The following is a 19448-nucleotide window of genomic DNA, read 5'->3' as shown; positions in this document are numbered from 1 at the left end:
ACGCAACCTACACTATGCGATTATCTATAAGCTGGGGAACAGGCAGCTCTGATTGTAGGGTTTCATTAAGAATATTAAACCAGCTAGATATCCTTGTTTGAGTTGCAGTTAAGCTTTTCGTCGTTGACTCTATCGATGCTAAAAATTGGCGATCATTTGAACAGAGATTTTTATACGCAGATTCTATTTCTGCTTCTTTTCCGATGGCTAATCCTCTTACCTCTTCAACACTGAACGATAGAACCATAATATCAAAAACTGCTCTATTGAATCTGGACTCATAGCTCCTTCCGCTCCATTTTCGATATTGATTTCCATCAAAGATGGACTTAATAGTATTGTGAGCAAGCTCTAATGATTCAAGCTGATTATTTATTAGGTCTTTATTTTTTTCCCATTCTGAATTCAAACTACAGCATGTTTCATCAAGGAACTTTTTCAGTGTTCCACTATAATCCCTCAAAAAATTCTTAAATGAAAAATACCTAAGCAGTAATTCTGCATCTCTCATTCTGAAATCGGGCTTGTTCAACTTCAGAATCTCTTTAAGCGCTTCACTCTCGGATGATTTTATATCAAGGAAAGTGACAAATGGGCCTGGGTGTAATGCTTGTCTCAACTCTTGAGGAGATAACGGAACACTTCCTGTATTTAACCTTAAAAATACATGATACAAAAAGTCTTCATTGGGCCAGTTCTTTATAACAACTGTTCTTATTGGCTGATTTTCGAATGCAGTTAGATCATCAAATAGAGTCAGGTCATTTCTAAGGGACTCTAGTGATTTATTGTTTAAATCTTTTCTTATCTCCAAACCTGTCAATTTTAATTGATCATAAACATTATCATTACTTTCAGCAGAGAATTGACGGATACTTAGCAAACGCTGCTTCCCGTCCAATACAATGTAAGAGCCTCTTCTTTCTTTTGATTCTGCCAATACAACCTGGGGGATTGGAAGCCCTAAAATTAGAGATTCTATAAATTTACTTTTCCTTTTTTTATCCCAAGCATCCCTTCTTTGAAAGTCTGGATTTAACTTAATGTTTTCTTTGTTGATCTGATTAATCAATGTTTCCGTCGTCCAGTCGTTACCACTAACAACGGATGAGGAAAATATATTCTGATCAAGCGATTCAATATCATCATCAGTCTCTTTCTGCTGTTCATCTTCTATAAATTCAATATTTTCTTCACTCATTGTCTTATCCTGCTTGTTTAATTCTGAACCTAACTACTATTAATACATAACGCCGCTATAAGGGGTCGGAGTTGCGTTGATTTGTTTGTGCTAGCGTAGCGAAAAGCACAAACCAAGCAACGCAACGGAGGTCCAGCCAGCTTGCTGGCGTACCTTGATAGCTTGTTAAGTTTTTATCCTGGCAAGCTGAGCTTAAGCTCCTTGGTTTCCGTTTCGCCATTTGGATTTACCCATGATATCAATGCATCAAATACCGGTTTCATATCTAAAGTTATAGAAGCATAGAGGTAGATTTCGGCTTCAGGAGCTAGTCTTTTAACCGGGAATTTGTCAGCCAAGTCACTTTTAATGATAGGACTTCTATCTTCTCCTGAAACTCTTACTTCAATCATAACGTTAGATGCTGTGGCCTTACCATTATTCCGCACCGCGATTCTATAATTAGATTTCCCATCCAAATAAAAATAGGCACCGACATCCGCCGAGCTATTCTTTTTCTCCTCCCTCTCCAGTATTTCAAGCTGTAGTTGCGCTAGTTTAGAATTCGCTAAATTGAGTGCGTTTTCAAACTCATTTTGTTTCCTTGTCCGATATAGAGACACGAACGCAATTATCACTGCTAGCAACGAAAATCCATCACTTATATTCAAATTCAGCTCCATTTCTTCGAGAAAACTTAACACCTAAATATATACCCTAGAGACATATATCCCAAAATAGAACGTCGCGATACTGGTATGTAAAACCTACCTCGCAACACTTTTCTTATAACACTTAAGTTAACATTCAGTTAACGAACATCAACTATAAACTAACGTTCCAAAACTACAAAGTCAAAGCCAGCCAAACCACAAAGATATACCGTGTGCCTGCAATTATCCAATTGTGCTGAAATGATAAAACATCTTGTAACCCTTTGATATTACACGTTAAATATTTCCAATAAAAAACAACAAATATAATGTGTCACACCGGCGGTATTCATCCCCCCCGTCCCGAATAGAAAAGCATCAACCCCACTCACCCACCTTATCTTTAGATTTCTCAAACAAGAATCGAATAGATTTCTATTTCATTGACGGTCTTAGTTCCCCCTCAGACTCAAATGGCCGAGGCGCTGGGCGCGCGCCAGTAAACCGTTAATTCTTACGAAGTGGCACGGCGGTGAATGCCTCCTCGGCTTTACCGGCAGAGAATTAATACGAGTACCGACGACAATGGGCTGAAGGTTCAAGTTAATATACTTGCCAAAGTACTCTTGCAAAGAGGCTATCAGAACGTCTTAATGAGCTTACGACTGTCGCAATCAATGGTTAGTAATTATTTGAAGGTGTGGGAAGAATACCACCAAGTAACAACTCAATACTCGATGGTGGAAGGATGTTTATTGGTCCTTATTCACCGAGGCTAAGCCGCTTGATTTCGAACTCTAGTGCGTTGTCCACACAGCGTAGAATCCAATGTAGGCCGCAACTTACATTCTCTTCTTGATCGCGCTGGGGAAGGTTCACGGCTGCGTAATATTCTTGCAAGACTGCAAGCACAGATTGTGCGTAGAATAAGGTATCTGTAGTGCTATCTTGGATGATAGGGTTTTGATAATTTTGCATAATAATCCTTGTGAGAAAAATGATATCCCATCATCACAAGGTCTCAATCTTATGGTGATGGGCTGCACAGGGTTGAGACTACCGCACACAAGGAAGCGGCCACCCCTAAGGGTGCCCCATACAGCCCACCATAGCAGGCTGCCCACAGATAAACGCTTTAAACGTCTTGTGGTCCTTGTGTTATCGGGGTCTCAATCCCGACTTGGTTTGTTACCAAGCGGGGCTACTTTAGTGCTGGGGTTTCTTAAAGTCAATCTTCGTTATTTTCTTGTACCGGATCAGCCTTAGACCCTGACAGCCACCTTACCCAGAGCGGGCTTTTTCGATAAGTCGTTAGCTACATTGGCGCGCAAAGAATATCTATCTGTTAGCGCCAGCAACGGGAACATAGGGAGAGGGTTTCTCTCGAAGGGAAGGGGTGAAAAAGTTAAACATAACAGATTCAATCGCACTAAATAGGGTTAAATTCGGTGTAGGCATGAGTACCAAAGGGAAGCATAATTGGCTTTTCTCTTTAGGTTCGGTTTACGAAGTCCATTGGGACGGCATCAGTAGCGATTTATATGAAATCAGAAAAATACCCAACTTCCCGTGGAATTCGAATTTTATAATCGTCCCTCCCGATATGATTCCGCTTCTAACCATGAGCAAACTAAAATGTTCGTAAATTTTTTCACGAGAATATTTTTGTTGTTCGGATGCATCACATTATGGTCTTGTGCTAATGGTGTGAGAATAGTGAAAGAAAATACACTTGTACTGCAGTATCAAGATTTCGGCCCAGAAGCAATGGCAGGAGAACTTCTCGGCCCAGAGCGCTGGCCCTGGGCAAAAGAGCATTATAGTACCCCACAGCAATTTGATATTCATGTGGTGGTATACAGAGATGTAAAGTTAGAGACAGTGAAAAAAGCTTATCCAGTGGACGAACATTCAAACCAAGACTATCGTTACATTGAATACACCACAGCTATACAATGGCATGAAGATCAACTTTCCAAGTTCACTGATCAGCTTTCAAAAGATGAAGGAGACAAAGACTATGCATTTTTCTTTATTCGGGAGCTTTATAAAAACGTCCTAAAAATTGAAAGAGCGTTACGGAAATAACGGATTTAAATAATGTACCCCTACCTCGCCTTTATTGTTAAATAATATGGGCTGATTGTATTTTAAATTATCTTTGGTGGGCAATGCCCACCCTACCGTTTTTTCTTCGGTAGAGTGGGTTTGTACGATGCTATTGTGCGTCATACGCTTGGGACGTTGAGCTTAACCAAATCGCGCATTACACTCTCTAAGCCGCCGAACACAGTTAGTGAGCCTATGCGGTCGGTTACTTTTTCTAAGGACTCTAATTCCCTTAAACGTAATAACACTGGGTTGTTTTCCATTAGCTTTGCCGTGTTGTGAAGGGATCGCATGGCTTGGGTTTCTTCCCTGCGTTTAATTAAGTTTGCTTCGGCTTCTTTTTGGGCCTCTACAACTTTGTTTAATATTACCTTCATGTCACCGGGTAAGATAATGTCTTTTACCCCTACGCTTTGCAGGCTAATGCCATATTCGGCGAAGTGTGTTTTTACTGCTTGCGCAATTACTACATTCAGCGAATCTTTGTCGGCTAAAAGTTCATCTAAGCTTTTTGTGCCTACCGCTTCTCGCAATTTAAGCTGTAGCTCTAAGTATGCGAAATTTGCGTAGTCTTTTAATTTAAGTGCTACGGTTTTTACATCGGTTATACGATAGGTAGCGCTCAAGTTAATACGCAAACTTACGCGGTCTTTGGTAAGTATTTCTTGGCCGCTTACATCCATGGTTTGTAAGCGCAAGTCCAAAAAACTTACGGCTACCGAGCGGTTGTACTTCCAGAACCCATAGGCACCACTTTCTAATAGCGCTTCTAACTTGCCATTCACCTTAAGCAAACCTACCTGTTCGTCGGGCACTTCTACATAGTGTATTGCCTGTGCCAAAGCTCGGCTTTGGCCAACCTTTGCACCGCGGCCGAGCAAGCCAACTAGCTTGTCGTCTATGCGAAAGTTTTCGCTTATGTCTATTACTTCCACTCGCACGTCTTCTGCACCAACCCAAGTAGCCAAATGGCTAGCGGGCGCAAGCACATCTACAAGAATATTATCTCTATAGACCAAACCCACTTCTTGCTCGCCTATATCTACAGCTTTGATGCTGGGCGCCAGAATATCTGCATATTGTTTTAACAGAAACTTTGCCTTGGGGTGTTCAAACACCACCTTGGTAATGTCGTACTTCTCTACGCGCAGTGCACCTTTAAAGGTAGCAACGCGATGCGTGCCAGGTTGCAATACGCTTATTAATTTATTTTTTCGGTATAACAAGGCGCGCTCGTTATCCGCCAGTTCTATTACTTTCCATAAAATCATCGTAGTATTCCTTTTTATGGTTTTTATATAAAAGTGAAGCTTAGCCTCGCTTAGTTAGGTTCGCTATTTATAACCTATGGGCAAGGTGCTGCTCTATCGCTAGCAAATTTTTGCTTAAACGTTAGTGCTGCCCAATGCGCAAGGGTTAGACCCATAACGAGCGTAATTAAGCTAAGCCTTAAACAACCTGTACAAGCGCAATTTAAGCGGTGCTAAATCCTTTTATTTATACATCCATTTATCGGTGTCCTTTGTGCACATCCTAGTGCACTTACAAATAGTGCGGCGCTTTTTAACAACCGTATATTTGCTATTAACCGTAAGCTTCGTGTCGATTTATCAACAAGTTTTTACTTGTGAGGACTCGAACCCCTGGGTCTCTCGACCTTTACCGTAAGTCGTTTGGTACGACGGTGTTGTTTTGATGGGAATTGAACCCACGACAGATCGAATCATATCGATTGCTCTACCCTACTGAGCTACAAAACACTGGTGTTTAGCGTGCTGACAAGTCGGTACACATTTGGGTAAGCCCTATGCGCCGGATTGGCATTAGAACCAATACCGCTGTCAAATCAACAACTCTCTAAACGCTTTGATAAACACATGGGCCATTGCTATTACCATGGTTATTGCCATTGTGTTTAAATTCTTTTAATGGGCCTAGGCAAACTCTGAATAACCCCAATTGCTTTTTGCGGGAGACAAAAAACGGTTGGGGTTATTCAGAGATCCCCTAGCAACGTATAAACGTTGTTTGATCACCACTGCGATACCCCACCTTTTGCAGTTGAATAGCAAGCTGTGTACGCCGTACACGGTTGCTTTCTATTACTACTACATAGTTGGGCAATAATGCGTGTTGAGCGGCCCAAGCCAATACTTCGCAGCCATTTGTTTCGCCTACCAGCTGATAATCTATTGCTACGAGTGATACTTTGTTTTCACGCAATATTTTTTTGGCAGAGCGTGCATCTGCGCAGTAATGGTCTGCGGTGAAAAAGCCAGACCGTGTTATAGCCAATCGCATTGTGGCCTCCTTATAAAAAATACTTAGGAATACGCACTTAAACGCCCGTAGGTTTAGTATTAAGTGCGCATACTTAAGTATTTTTACGCTAAGAAGCTAGCCTCTTAGCCTTTTACATTTACAACCTGTTTAAGTGTATGAACCACTTCAACCAAGTCAGTTTGGTTTTGCATTACATCGTTAATAGGCTTGTAGGCCATGGGGATTTCATCCAACACCCCACCATCTTTACGGCATTCCACACCCTCGGTTGCCGCCACTAAATCTGCTACGCTAAAGTTTTTACGCGCTGCAGTTCGGCTAAAACGTCGGCCCGCGCCGTGCGAACACGAGCAGAACGATTGCTCTTCGCCTTTGCCACGCACAATAAAACTTTTATCGCCCATGGACCCAGGAATAATGCCAAGGTCGTCTTTGCGTGCTCGAATGGCGCCCTTGCGGGTTACCCATACGTTTTTGCCAAAGTGGTTTTCCTTTTCCACATAGTTGTGATGGCAATTTATTGCTTCTTGCGTAATAACAAAGGGCGGCAAATGTGTTTGCAGCACTTTGATTACGGCATTCATCATATGGGTTCGATTTAATGCTGCGTAATCTTGCCCCCAAGTGACGGCTTCTATGTAATCGTCGTAGTAGTCCGATCCCTCCGACAAGTACGCTAAATCGGTATCGGGTAAATGGATCATCCAGCGCTCCATTTCTCGCTTGGCCAACTCAATAAAGTACATGCCAATTTTGTTACCAATACCGCGACTACCCGAGTGCAACATAATCCACACGTCATCGTTTTCGTCTAAACACAATTCAATAAAGTGGTTACCCGAACCTAACGTACCTAATTGCCTTGAAAAAGCGTCGTAACGAATACGTTTGTTTAACGCAGGATGCTTTTCAAAAATTGCACTCAAACGCATTGATATATCGTGCCCGCCTGCTATTTGCGGGTTGCGATGTTTACCCCCCGCACCCAACGGCACTACCGATTCAATGCCCCGCCTTACTGCTTTTAAGCTTTCTGGTAGCTGGCTAGCCTTTATGGATAACCGCACTGCGTTCATACCGCAGCCAATATCTACACCTACGGCAGCGGGAATAATGGCTTTTTCGGTAGCAATTACCGACCCCACTGTTGCCCCCCTACCAAGGTGTACATCGGGCATGGCTGCCACATGCTTAAAAACAAACGGCAAGTTGGCCACTCGGCTTAATTGCGCTTGAGTTTTGTAATCTATGTCATCTGTCCAAATTTTTACCGACAATCGCTGGTCTTTATGTGGGGGCAATATATGTTTAATGCTCATACCCCTTCTCCTTTTAAGTGCCTATTTTGCGAATGGCTGCTACCAATTCGCGGTTTACTTCTGGCTGGTACGGCAGGCTTCGAACCTGCATCGTCTTAGTTAACAGCCAAGCGCTTTACCGATTAAGCTACGTACCAAATTTATTCGGGCTTTTAACTGCCCCAAAACGAAAAAACCCCAACAGTCTCCTGCCGGGGTATTATCCGGAAGGCCTTGCGGCCTTCAATATATAAGGCTCGCGCTATACGTTAAGCATATTTTGTTCGTTTGCGTAAAAATTCAGCGGTAATGCAGTTAGTACTAGCTTGCAGCTGCTATTAGCAATTACCCGCCAATTGTAGCTCTGAAGGGTAATAGCCTTGCTATCTAAACCTTCGCTCACACGTGGCTGCCAGCCTGTATTCAGGCTTTGTGTAATGCTAGCTAATATATGTGCTGTAAATTTACTCACAAGAATTACCTTAGTTTTTACTATGCGCAGGCAACCAGCCTGCAGCGTACTATTTATAGGGAACAACCTAATAGATAACAACTTTACAGAGAACTACGCTCTGCTTATAAAGTTACTTATAAAGTCAGGCACTTTACCGCTTTCAAATAAGCCGTGGCGCTGAATCTTTTTAAACGATACTCAAATATTATTGCTCGCGCAAACTTAATTATTTGATGGTTATTTACTTATATTACTATAAGTTATATACGCTTATTTGTGCTAAAGCGAGCGCCAGCCTTACGCAAATTTACGCAATATTTAAGACGAACTCTAGCGCGGAAAATACGCTACAACGCTGTACTTTCCCTGCCCGTGGAATTAGGTTATTCATTAATAAATAAACGATCTAACCATTCTTTTTATTTAATCAGTTTCAATTGTTGAAACAGCTCTATTTGCAAACGCTTGCCCTCACTTTCTTAAATACTAAATTCATACGCTAACGGTTTAAAAAACCTAAACATAAATTTCAACCGCAAATTTCAACCATAAAAAAACCCGGTTGGCTCTCGCCTTCCGGGTTTCGCTTATGCAGTTTAGGAAGGCTAGGCCTACCAGAACGCAATAATAATGTTATCTAGTAAGCAACGAGTATACGCAACGCGGCGCCTGGCTTTCGCCTAGGAACTCGCACGCGTGCATATTGTTGTAATTAACTAGCTTTAACATTATAGATACAATCTGTTGTTTGAAATTTGCGCGCATTATAGGACTATTTTTTACCAATGGCTACTTTAAATAGCAAATTGGCTGAAAGCACTACGCGCTTGGTCAAACACTAAGACGCCAACCGCTCACGCGCGCGCAATATACCTAGCATTCTATCGTGGCTAACTTGAATAGAAGCACGTACTTCATTAACGATTACCCTACAGGTAACCGGTATATTTTCTTCAAGCGCTCTATCGCATAGTTCTAGCAGCTTATCTTCTACCTCTTCGAGGTTACTCAGGTAGGTAAGCTCGGTATCGGATTTAATACATGCCAGTACGCTTGCATATACTTTTCTTAGTTCCACCGCAAACGAATTACCTTCTTCTGGTTCGCCTACCGTATAGGTAATAAACGGCTGCAGGGCCTCTACACACATGCGGTGCGACTCGGCTATTTCGTTAAACACACCTGCCAATAGTACATTGGGCACATCTTGATTAGCTGCGCGATAAAAATGAATACTACTGTTTAGTGCGCGAACCAAGTCATTTAAATGCGTTAGGTAATCTTTGTCTTTAGGTATTTCCACTTCTTTGTTGAATCTTACTGCCTCCAAATTTGTTTTAAGTGAAGGCTTCGCTTGGCTGTTCATAGTTCACCTTTTACAAGTATGTTAATTGTTTGTTTGCTACCCAAGCCCACCGCTAATGCTAACTAGATGAGGTTTAGTAATAACCGCACTTTTTAATATTGGGTGTATTTAACTTCTTGGGCATACACTTTACTCACATAAGGGTTATAGCGAAAAGCGTGCCAAATAAGGGTGGTATTAGCCATATCACCCCCTCTACTGGCTCGCCTGTGCCTCACTAACGTCACAGCCTACGGGGCTTGTAGCCATCTAGTTGCCATCTGTAGCTATAAATAGACGAGATACTCGCGGCAGCCAGTACTTAAGGTTATGCCGGCTAATACCAGGCCTTATAGAGTACGCCGCCCAATTACTTGTGGTATTTACACAATAGCCGTGTAGCTTTTACAAAAATCACACGCATATTTGCTCTAACACCGCTGCAACGCCCTAACAGCCGCTGTTTTAACAGTTGGCACGCTTATAGCAACACTCTCAGCGAACCAAACAAAAAAGTAATTTAACGCTTAAAGCTTAATTTACTTTTATCTTCCAAATTACAAGAGGATCACGGTCATGCTTTATTACTCGATTGTTTTTTTACTTATCGCGCTTGTTGCCGGCCTATTTGGTTTTGTAGGCATTGCTGGTGTAGCAACAGGCATCGCTAAGATTCTATTTTTTGTATTTTTAATCGCCTTTGTTGTATCACTCGTAATTGGCCGACGCCCCAGGGTGTGATTAGGCGATAACTAAACGAAAGCTTACTTAATAAATTTTTTAACGCGTTGGAATTTATCCAACATATTTAACCAAGAAAGGAGAGTCACCATGGCTACTGCAAATCAAGCAAACTCTACAAATAGTTCAGAAAAGTTAAAACAGGCTTATTCATTAGCTAGCGAAGCTGCAAGCGACCTAATGGATGGCGTTAAAGAAAAAGCGCAAATCCAGTACGAAGCCAATAAAGGCCAAGCTACCGAAGTTGCAAAAAAAGCGGGTAACTTTATTCAAGAACGCCCACTTACATCGGTAGGCTGCGCTTTTGCTGCTGGCTGGTTGGTATCGAAAATACTTAAATAGTATTTGGGTATACCACGCTAATTGCTACCAATATTTAAAGGAGTAATTTTATGCAAAGCACAATAAAAGAAGACACGTTAACCGCATCGGCCTCTGGCAACGCGCCAGAGGCCGGCCGCGCCGACACAAACAGTGCTCAATACACCGCCGAGCAACAGCAAAAGCAAAAGCAAATAGACGCACTTACCCATTATTTAGCGCTTTATGAGTTGAGTCGCGGTTGGGTAAAAAACCTAGGCTCACTCGCTTTAGCAGAACTCGGGCAGTCTATTCAAGCGTTCAACCAATCGCTGTTTTTAAAGCTACTGTTACTGCCTATGATTTTGCTTACTTACTTGGGTGCTTCTGTCGCATTTTCTTATGCCGCAGCTACCATTCCAGTAGTAACCACCACAGATGCTTGGTTTATAGGCTTAGCAACGTTCACGCTACTCCAAGCGGTAGGTATAGGCATTATTGTAATGATGCGAAAAAACCTGAAGGAACGTATAGGTTTTACCCATACAGCAACTCAACTTAGGGAGGCAAGAAATGCCATTGCGCAACAAATGCAGTAGAAATATAGAGCAGCGCGCGCTGGAGATGACCCAGCAGCGCTGCGCTATTGAACAACTCGTTAAAACCCAGCCCGCTTCACGCAAGCAAATATATAGTGCCATGGCGGTTGCAGGTGGACTGGGTTTTGTAACCGAAAGATTACTAAACCCACGACGAGATAGGCTTATAAGCGATACAGAAAAAAAAGAAATAGCGCGAAGAAGACGCAGCATGGCGTTAACAGCTGCTAGATTCGCATATGCGCTAGCCTAATTTGCACTTAATAGTACCAAGCAGAATTCTTTATAAATACTATTTTTAAGTATGTGACATTGGGGTAGCAGCGTTATGTTCACCAAATCGATTAAGCCGTTTAAACACATTTATTTTTTAGCCATTGTGCTGGTAGTTGCATTCTCACTATTACACAATGGCTTTCTTGTTGCCAATAGTTACGCGCAACCCAGCCAAGCTATTGCAGAGCAAATTTCGCAAAATGACGCAGAGCCAAACGGCAAACAAAGCGCAGATTCCAACACTACCGCTGAAGAAGAAAGCGGAAACATTAATTTAAGCGATTCCATTCCCATTGATGAAGCATTAGAAGTATGGGAGGACAAGTTCTCTAGCATATTGGCCGATCTAGGCCTTAACAATAGCCTGCATGCGCGACTAGCAGCAAGCGCAGCCATTATTGTTATCGCTTTAATGCTTATGCTAGTCGCTAATCGTATAACCAAAAAGGTACGCCAGCGCATAACTCATTTAGCAAGACGCGTGCATCTAAGCCCCTCGAAAACCCGATTTTACCAACGTGCAATTTTATGGTTAATTAACTTTTTACTTGTAGTTGGCGCGGCTAGTGCACTTGCGGTTACCTGGGGTGTAGATACAGACACACTAGCTAACGACACAGTAATGGCAGCCCTTGCCAACCTGTTAACCATCTATTTTATTGTACTCGCCGGCACAATGATTGTTCATATAGCCAATGGCTTAGTGGAGAGTCTGTTCAAGCGCTGGGGAAGCAAAAGTCAATCGCGTACAAATACGCTTCTGCCTATAGCGCGCAATACAGTATATGTAACCTGCTTTGTTGTTTTTACGCTTATGCTACTTGCAGAGCTAGGCATAAATGTAATGCCGTTACTTGCTGGTGCCGGTGTATTAGGTTTCGCCATTGGTTTTGGTGCGCAAACACTTATTAAAGATTTACTAATGGGGTTTATTATTATTTTTGAAGACCTTATTCAAGTAGACGATGTGGTAACGCTAGCTGGACGCACAGGCATTGTAGAGCGCATTACCATTCGCAAGGTTCAACTGCGCGATTTAAGCGGTAACGTATATACCATTCCCTTTAGCGAAGTAGATATTGTTGAAAATAAAACGAAAGACTTTAGCTATGCCATGCTGGAGATTGGCGTAGCCTACCGTGAAAACGTAGACGATGTAATGGCCATGCTAATAGAAGTGGACAAGCAGCTACAGGACGATGACGACTTTAAAGATATTTTACTTGAGCCACTTGAGATGTTTGGTTTAGATAAATTCGGTGATAGCGCTGTTGTAATTAAAGCACGTATTAAGACTGTGCCATTACAGCAATGGAATGTGCTACGTGAATTTAATCGCCGAGTAAAAATACTGTTCGACGAACGCAATGTAGAAATACCGTTCCCCCATCAAACCATATACTTTGGCGAGGATAAAAACGGTACTGCACCGCCACTGCATTTAAAGGCGGACTCAAATGACAAAATATCTGAGCACGCAACCATAGAAGCTAAGCCGGCACAGAAAAAAACCAATACGGACAAAGCCAATCAGCCTGCGCCAGATGGCGATAGTGGCGAGGATAGTTAAGGGATAGGGGACAGAGGACAGAGGACAGAGGACAGAGGACAGAGGACAGAGGACAGAGGACAGGTATTGTTTGAGAGTTGTTTTTTATTACAAATTTCTTATTTAGTATAGATTTACGCAAGCCCTTTGGCCCTATTTATAGTAACGCTACTATAGATGGGGCTTTTTTATTTGTTGCGTGTGTGAGGTGTTTTTTAGAGGCGTTTGGGTATATCCAGTTAAGTTAAGATCTACCTGTGGTTGTTATTGGGATACTTACTTTTTAAAAGACCAAAAAAAAACCAGGCTAAGCCTGGTTTTTTTGGTCTTGCTTGTGGTGCTATTAGCAATTTTCTTTAGTAGCATCTTCACAGGCATCTTCAATGGCGTTGCGAGTATCTTCTACTGCTTCATCCACTCTTTCACCTGCACGTTCAGCTGGGCCTTCTTCACAGGCAACTAAAGCAAATGAAAATACACCGGCGAACAATAAAGTCATTAAAGTTTTCATAACTATCTCCTTTTGGTTTTTAACGTAGTTTGCTTAATTAAGTAAGTGATATTTTACTATCACCTTTTTTGTTACTTACCTTATATAATCCAATAAGCGTGCCAACTACATTTAAACCAAACTTTATTTTTATATCGCCTGAATGCCACGGCTGGCGTGGCTTTCAGACGAGCGTGCAATTTTTAATAGAGCCTAGCAAATTATTTCACAATTCGACGAGCTGTGATTTTGTAAGACCGGATAGAGAAATGTAAATAGTACAAAGAAAATAGCGAAAGACTAGACTAACTACTGTTCGTATTTTATGCGCCAGCGTAACCGCGTATATTAGCCACCAGTTGCTTGAGAGCGCTTAACTGTAAGGGTTTAAGTAACACTTCATTAATAGATAGCTCTGGGTGGGCTGCCAGTGATATTTCATCGCCACTAACCACAGCAACATAAGTAGATACACCCTGCTCACCTATTTTAGTTATTACACTAAACCCACTTCCGTCAGTTAAGTTTTTATCTACTAGCACTGCATCCCATTTTTTGGCCTGCAATTGCTCACATCCATGTTTAACGGAATTAACCACACTTACTTGCGCCCCTAAGTGCCCCATTAATTCGGCCACAGCATTCGCTGCATCGGGGTCGTCTTCTACCAGTAGAATACTTAATTCGGTACTCGATTTGCTTGGCATAGCAGCTGGTGACTCTGCAACAAGGCTAACGTGTGGAGGTTTGGCATTCTCTTTTCGAATTAAGTAACTATTAAGAACTTGAAATAACTTATCTATATCTACCGGCTTGCTTAACATTCCATTAAAGCCGCATATTTCCAACTGCTCATAGCTACCACGCATGCTCGCTGCTGTTAATGCAACAATGGGTAAGCTATAGCCCTTATTTCGTAAAAGGGTAACAGCTTGTTTGCCATCCATTTCTGGCATGTGGATGTCCATTAACACTAAATCGAACGGTTTACCGGCCTGCTGCGCGCTTTCTATTACCGCTATGGCGCGTGCACCATTAGCAGCGTACTCAGCTTTTACACCGACCTGGCTTATTATATGGCCTACCAAGCTGCGTATATCGCGCAGGTCATCTACAACCAGCACTTTACCCTCTAGGCTGTATTCGAGTTTTTTAGGCGCTGTGCTGGCTTGCTTATCAAAACGTAACCACTCGCGCTCCACATTACTAACATCGCCTACATCTATGTATATGCTAAAGCGACTACCTTCGCCGATTTTACTTTCCACAACAATCTCACCGCCTAGCATTTTCGCAAGTGTAGAGCTTATTGCTAGGCCTAAGCCCGAACCGCCCACACTTTTAGAAATTACATCGGCTACTTGCGAAAAGGGAGAGAAAATCTCCTCTAGTTTATCTGCGGGTATACCAATACCTGTATCTTTAACGACTACACATAATTTTTCTTTACCTGCATGATCGTCCATAGATAGCGCAATATTTATTTCACCCTCATCGGTAAATTTAATTGCGTTACTCACCACATTAATAATGATTTGCCGCAGCCTGGTGGAATCTGAGGTGATGATAGTGGGTATAGGCGTGGTCGATGCCAAAGTGATATTCAGGCCCTTATCAATCGCATTGACGCGCAACAGCGTGTACACATCTACGATTAGACTACCAACATCTACCTTACTCGTATTTATTTCTAAGCGATCAGCGGCAATTTTTGATAGGTCTAACACATCGTTAAGTAAATTGAGTAAGTGCTTACCGTTACGGTATATAACATCTAACTCAACCGCAGCTTGTGCGCCTTTGTCGCTATTTAATAGCAACTCGGTGTAGCCCAAAATAGACGTGAGTGGTGTGCGCAGCTCGTGGCTAAGATGGGCTAGAAAGCGATTTTTAGATTCATTTTCGGCTTCGGCTTTAAGGCGCTCCACCCTTTCTCGCTCTACATCGCGTCTTGCCAGCGCGTAGCGAATAGAGCGAATAAATCTACCTGTACCTATTTCGCTTTTATTTAGATAATCTGCCGCACCGGCATCGAGTGCTTGCTCGTCTAGTTTACTATCTGCTTGCCCTGTAAGCATGATTATAGGCGCAGAGAAACCTGATGCCCTAGCGTGCTTCAACACCTCGATGCCGTTAAAGGCACCAAGTTGATAATCTAATAAGCAGAGATCGAAGTTATTTTGTTTAAGGTAATCGTACGCCGCACTTACGTTGGCGGCGCGAATAAGTTCAATATCTAGAAATGATATTTCCTCTAACACGTCACGCGCTATTACGTAATCGTCTTCGTCGTCTTCAACCAGTAAAATACGTGTAGTGGCCATTGCCAACCCTTAAACATATAGTATTTACGTATTCTAGAGCTATTCGTTTTCAAGCTCAGGAAACTCTACAAATTCCACCCAGTATTTACCCATCGCCCTCATTAGCTCTACCAAGCCGTCGAAAGTTACCGGCTTAGTAATATAAGACGCCGCACCTAAGTTATAGCCTTTTACCTTGTCTTCCTCTTGTTTAGAGGTAGTAAGAATAACAACGGGTATGGAACGTAAATTGGGGTCGTTTTTAATTTCCATTAACGCTTCGCGGCCATCCATTCTAGGCATATTTAAATCAAGCAAAATAATGCCTGGCCTTGGCGATAGTGCTTTATCTTCGTACTTTCCTTCTCTGCGCAAATATTCCAATAACTCTACTCCGTCGCAAACGAAGTGGAAATTATTTATCACTCGACTTTCGACTAGTGCGTCGTGGGTCATCATGCGGTCGTCGTCGTCGTCATCCGCCATTAAAATGGTAAGCGGTTTGGCCAATCGATTCATTTTTTAATCCAATTTAAGTGATCTAGCTACAACAACGCCACTTAGTACGCTGCACCGTATTTTTATTCTGTTTGTGTTTCTATTTTTTCAATTGCCTCAGATATATCACCTTCCATATCTATACTTACAACCGGAATATGAATGATAAACGTCGAGCCTTCGCCCACAGCGCTTTCCACATCTATAGTACCGCCGTGGCGTTCAACAATTCGTCTACATACCGCTAGGCCAATACCCGTACCTTGATATTCGTCGCGTGCATGCAAACGTTGAAATGGAACAAATATTTTGTCTTTGTAATCCATATCAAACCCAATACCATTATCTTGCACACGAATCTCGTGAAAACTAAGCTGGGTATTCATAGCTTCTTTTTGTACTAATGCATAACGCACTTGCACAATGGGCGTTACATCAGGCTTTCTAAACTTAATTGCATTAGATAAAAGATTTAGGAAAAGCTGGGTCATTTGACTTTCATCAGCCTTAATAGAAGGTAAGGCATCTATGCTAATTACCGCCTGGTTTGTCTCTATTGCTATCTCTAGGTCATCTATTATGACTGCAATTAATTGGTCTAAATCTACTGTTACAAACGGTTTACCCCGTGTTCGAATACGAGAAAACTCTAGTAAGTTGTGAATGAGTACAGACATTCTTGTAGCAGCGCCATTAAGCCTAACAAGGTAATCTCGGCCTTTCTCATCTAATTGCTCGGCATACTTTTTATTCATACGGTCAGAGAAGGTGCAAATTTTTCTAAGGGGCTCTTGCAGATCATGGGATGCAACAAAAGCAAAATCTTCTAGCTCTTGATTACTGCGAGCTAGCTCTTCGGAATAGAGGGTTATTTCCTGAGTGCGCTGACGCACTTTGTCTTCAAGCTCATCGGCACGCTTTTGTAGTTTTTCTCGATAGACTGCTTCGCGGCGTAGGGTAAGCTTAAGAATGGCAAACACGCCGACCACTAACAAGCTGCTTATAACTAAGAATGCAATAATTAAATTGCGTGATTTTTTATCGCTTTGCACCATTTTCGAATAGAGCTTACCCTGTAAAGCAAACTCTCTTGTTTCTATTCTATCGAATAGATCTGCAATTTTTTTCTGATTCTCAACGCCTTTTCTTGTTGTTATTTTATTTATTGCTCGCTCGTGTTTATCTGCTAAAGAAAGCTCTAAACCAGCACGCAGCTGCGCAATGCGCTGGCGAATCATATCTACAAGTAAACGGATATCTTCTGCTTGCCCTGGAATTTCTGTGCGAAGGTGCCTTACCGATTTGACATGCAGATCTAAATCTTCGAGTGCAGCCAGGTATGGATCAACTTCGGTATCGTCTTCTACCAATAAGAAAACCAACTCACCTAGCTCGGCCGCCAGTAAGCTTTGATTCAGTTCTTTAATCTCTACAATTACGTTACCGGTATTGGTAATACTGCGGTGCCTGTGGGATAAATCGTTTACCGTAGAAAAGGCCAAGTAAGCATTCACCCCAATAATTACCAATACAAATAACGTGAGAAAATATTCCCATACGGGAGAGCGCTTTCGTATATTGTCTAATTCTTGTTTGGTCATAGGTAAACTAAGCTATGTTATGGGCTTTCGCCAAAGGGTGTAAAAGCATAAGGCCCAGCTTTGGCTAACGCTGTTTGATAAACATATATAACAGGCGTCCTACTGGTACCGTTCAGTATTGCTATTTACGCTTTATTCTTTACTTTGGTTTACCGCTTGTAGCCTTTCGCTACAATCTGTACATGCGGCTAACACTTTATCTAACGCTGTAATAATTTTGCTTTTATCTCCATTGGCCTCTACTAGCATTTTTGCCAACTCGGTTTGCATAGCTATAGTATTCAAATTATTGCGCACGCCATGAATGCGAATATTACTGTCACTTTGCTCATTAGCTGATGTGCTCACTGTAAAACCTCCCGCCTTGCGCAGCCATATACCTTTGTGCGAAGAAGCAAATAAAATTCTATTCGCTTGTTAGTTCTCCGTATTTATTTAACCGGTTATATAGCGTTTTTAAACTTATACCTAGCATTTCTGCGGCCTGTGGCTTATCGCCATCTAGGTGCTCTAAGGTAGTACGAATGAGCTCTTTTTCCATTTCGTCTATTTTTACACCGGCGCTAATGCCTGGCTCTGCTTTTTTTACTTTTGTAAATGGCGAACTAAAATCGCTGGGCAGCGCCACTTCGGTACCGGCTGGGTCGCTCATAATAAAGGCGCGATGTATGGCATGACGCAGTTCTCGTACATTACCCGGCCAATCGTACTGGGTTAATTTTTCTATTTGCGCGGGGGTAAATTGATAGGCACAGCCGTTCTGTTCGTTTAAATCGGCTAAAAAGTGTTCCGCTAGTAACGGGATATCTTCTTTGCGTTTACGCAGTGGTGGAATATGAATGGGGAAAACGGCTAAACGAAAATACAAATCTTCTCGCAGTACATTATTTTCGGCCAGGTCTTCGGTAGTGCGATTAGTTGCGGAAATGACTCGGCAGTCTATATCTATTTCTTTAACGCCACCCACGCGTGTTACCTTATTGGTTTCTAACACACGCAGTAAATTTGGCTGCATATCTATGGGCATTTCAGTTACTTCATCTAAAAACAGGCTTCCACCTTCGGCTTGCTCAAAGAAACCTATCTTTCTCGCTACGGCGCCGGTAAACGCGCCTTTTTCGTGACCAAATAATTCACTGCCAATTAACTCACGCGAAAAAGCACCGCAGTTGGCCGCGACTAATTTAGATTGCGCACCGCGCGACGCATTGCTAGCGTTATGTATGGCCTGTGCCACAACTTCTTTACCCACACCACTTTCGCCCATAAGCATTACATTGGCCGGTGTGCGCGCTACGCGCTCTATCATGGTGTAAAGCTCTTGCATGGGCGCAGATTCGCCCACCAAACAACCAAAGTGACGGTCACTCTTGGCCACCGTAGAGGCAACGTTGATTTTAATGGCGGCTTCTAAATCGGCTTTATTAATAGGCTTAATAAGGTAGTTAACTTTCGGCCCACAAAGGCCAGCCATAATATTTTTAACAGATGGATGACCCGTAATAAGCGTAATATTCGGGGCGTCTGGGTCGTCTTTAAAATGATCAATAAGGTGCAAACCGCTGCCATCTGGCAGCATAAAGTCTAGCAAGATATTACTAAAGCGGGTGTGTTTTAAGGCTGTATGCGCTTCGCTCAAACTGTTTGAAACTGTTACATCGTGCCCCATCAACGTTATCAACTGAGCCGCAGCATCACAAAAATCGAGATCGTCGTCCACCAAAAGCACTTTTAGCATGTGGTTCCCTTGTGTAGTTACCCCCATTGAA

At 42.4% G+C, this 19448-nt stretch carries 20 protein-coding genes and 2 tRNA genes; 6 read left to right on the top strand and 16 right to left on the bottom strand.

What is annotated here, in order from left to right:
• Window positions 1-7 precede the first annotated feature (7 nt).
• The 3 genes from SDE_RS01480 to SDE_RS01470 all read right to left on the bottom strand — a co-directional run bounded on the left by SDE_RS01480 (window position 8) and on the right by SDE_RS01470 (window position 2811).
• On the bottom strand, window positions 8-1201 hold the full coding sequence (locus SDE_RS01480; protein ID WP_011466766.1) for a DUF262 domain-containing protein: 1194 nt from the start codon (window positions 1199-1201) through the stop codon (window positions 8-10).
• 173 nt (window positions 1202-1374) lie between these two features.
• Window positions 1375-1851, bottom strand: a complete 477-nt coding sequence (locus SDE_RS21050; protein WP_158303840.1) for a hypothetical protein — start codon at window positions 1849-1851, stop codon at window positions 1375-1377.
• 744 nt (window positions 1852-2595) lie between these two features.
• Window positions 2596-2811 (bottom strand): hypothetical protein, encoded by a 216-nt coding sequence (locus SDE_RS01470; protein WP_011466765.1) that lies wholly within the window; start codon window positions 2809-2811, stop codon window positions 2596-2598.
• Between the two features lie 738 nt (window positions 2812-3549).
• Between SDE_RS01470 and SDE_RS01460 the strand changes: the two genes are divergently transcribed.
• Entirely contained in the window at window positions 3550-3921 is a 372-nt protein-coding gene (locus SDE_RS01460; RefSeq protein WP_143710823.1) for a hypothetical protein, read from the top strand.
• Window positions 3922-4061: 140 nt separating this feature from the next.
• Here the strand turns inward: SDE_RS01460 and SDE_RS01455 are convergent, their stop codons facing one another.
• The 7 genes from SDE_RS01455 to SDE_RS01425 all read right to left on the bottom strand — a co-directional run bounded on the left by SDE_RS01455 (window position 4062) and on the right by SDE_RS01425 (window position 9343).
• Entirely contained in the window at window positions 4062-5213 is a 1152-nt protein-coding gene (locus SDE_RS01455; RefSeq protein WP_011466763.1) for a slipin family protein, read from the bottom strand.
• 416 nt (window positions 5214-5629) lie between these two features.
• Window positions 5630-5702, bottom strand: a tRNA-OTHER gene (locus tag SDE_RS01450).
• Window positions 5703-5949: 247 nt separating this feature from the next.
• Window positions 5950-6243, bottom strand: a complete 294-nt coding sequence (locus SDE_RS01445; protein ID WP_011466762.1) for a hypothetical protein — start codon at window positions 6241-6243, stop codon at window positions 5950-5952.
• Between the two features lie 104 nt (window positions 6244-6347).
• Window positions 6348-7544 carry an RtcB family protein gene (locus tag SDE_RS01440; protein WP_011466761.1) on the bottom strand — a complete coding sequence of 399 codons (1197 nt, stop codon included), beginning with the start codon at window positions 7542-7544 and terminating at the stop codon, window positions 6348-6350.
• Between the two features lie 61 nt (window positions 7545-7605).
• Window positions 7606-7681, bottom strand: a tRNA-Asn gene (locus SDE_RS01435).
• Between the two features lie 104 nt (window positions 7682-7785).
• Window positions 7786-7995 carry a hypothetical protein gene (locus SDE_RS01430; protein WP_143710822.1) on the bottom strand — a complete coding sequence of 70 codons (210 nt, stop codon included), beginning with the start codon at window positions 7993-7995 and terminating at the stop codon, window positions 7786-7788.
• A gap of 820 nt (window positions 7996-8815) precedes the next feature.
• Window positions 8816-9343 (bottom strand): ferritin-like domain-containing protein, encoded by a 528-nt coding sequence (locus SDE_RS01425; protein ID WP_011466759.1) that lies wholly within the window; start codon window positions 9341-9343, stop codon window positions 8816-8818.
• 555 nt (window positions 9344-9898) lie between these two features.
• Here SDE_RS01425 and SDE_RS21745 point away from each other — a divergent pair.
• The 5 genes from SDE_RS21745 (at window position 9899) to SDE_RS21045 (ending at window position 12808) form a co-directional block, all read left to right on the top strand.
• A complete protein-coding gene (locus SDE_RS21745; protein ID WP_011466758.1) occupies window positions 9899-10063 on the top strand; it encodes a DUF1328 domain-containing protein in 165 nt (54 codons plus the stop codon).
• Between the two features lie 90 nt (window positions 10064-10153).
• A complete protein-coding gene (locus SDE_RS01415) occupies window positions 10154-10405 on the top strand; it encodes a hypothetical protein (protein WP_011466757.1) in 252 nt (83 codons plus the stop codon).
• A gap of 50 nt (window positions 10406-10455) precedes the next feature.
• On the top strand, window positions 10456-10962 hold the full coding sequence (locus SDE_RS01410; RefSeq protein WP_011466756.1) for a hypothetical protein: 507 nt from the start codon (window positions 10456-10458) through the stop codon (window positions 10960-10962).
• A complete protein-coding gene (locus tag SDE_RS01405; protein ID WP_041324006.1) occupies window positions 10937-11215 on the top strand; it encodes a hypothetical protein in 279 nt (92 codons plus the stop codon). Before SDE_RS01410 ends, SDE_RS01405 begins: the two co-directional genes overlap by 26 nt.
• Before the next feature lie 75 nt (window positions 11216-11290).
• The gene (locus SDE_RS21045; RefSeq protein ID WP_011466754.1) at window positions 11291-12808 is read left to right on the top strand and encodes a mechanosensitive ion channel family protein; all 1518 of its coding nucleotides are present in this window, start codon (window positions 11291-11293) and stop codon (window positions 12806-12808) included.
• Window positions 12809-13130: 322 nt separating this feature from the next.
• Here the strand turns inward: SDE_RS21045 and SDE_RS22925 are convergent, their stop codons facing one another.
• The 6 genes from SDE_RS22925 to SDE_RS01375 all read right to left on the bottom strand — a co-directional run bounded on the left by SDE_RS22925 (window position 13131) and on the right by SDE_RS01375 (window position 19417).
• Window positions 13131-13298, bottom strand: a complete 168-nt coding sequence (locus SDE_RS22925) for a hypothetical protein (protein ID WP_011466753.1) — start codon at window positions 13296-13298, stop codon at window positions 13131-13133.
• A gap of 302 nt (window positions 13299-13600) precedes the next feature.
• Window positions 13601-15601: a response regulator gene (locus SDE_RS01395; RefSeq protein ID WP_011466752.1), complete on the bottom strand. Its 2001-nt coding sequence runs from the start codon at window positions 15599-15601 to the stop codon at window positions 13601-13603.
• A gap of 39 nt (window positions 15602-15640) precedes the next feature.
• On the bottom strand, window positions 15641-16099 hold the full coding sequence (locus SDE_RS01390; RefSeq protein ID WP_011466751.1) for a response regulator: 459 nt from the start codon (window positions 16097-16099) through the stop codon (window positions 15641-15643).
• Between the two features lie 62 nt (window positions 16100-16161).
• Entirely contained in the window at window positions 16162-17679 is a 1518-nt protein-coding gene (locus SDE_RS01385; RefSeq protein ID WP_011466750.1) for a sensor histidine kinase, read from the bottom strand.
• A gap of 132 nt (window positions 17680-17811) precedes the next feature.
• Window positions 17812-18027, bottom strand: a complete 216-nt coding sequence (locus SDE_RS01380) for a hypothetical protein (protein ID WP_011466749.1) — start codon at window positions 18025-18027, stop codon at window positions 17812-17814.
• A 58-nt stretch (window positions 18028-18085) separates the two neighbouring features.
• On the bottom strand, window positions 18086-19417 hold the full coding sequence (locus SDE_RS01375) for a sigma-54-dependent transcriptional regulator (RefSeq protein ID WP_011466748.1): 1332 nt from the start codon (window positions 19415-19417) through the stop codon (window positions 18086-18088).
• Between the last annotated feature and the right edge of the window lie 31 nt (window positions 19418-19448).

Source organism: Saccharophagus degradans 2-40 (genome assembly GCF_000013665.1).
GTDB classification, from domain to species: domain Bacteria; phylum Pseudomonadota; class Gammaproteobacteria; order Pseudomonadales; family Cellvibrionaceae; genus Saccharophagus; species Saccharophagus degradans.
The sequence above is the reverse complement of the archived record's forward strand: the minus strand, read 5'-3'. Positions and strand labels throughout refer to the sequence as shown.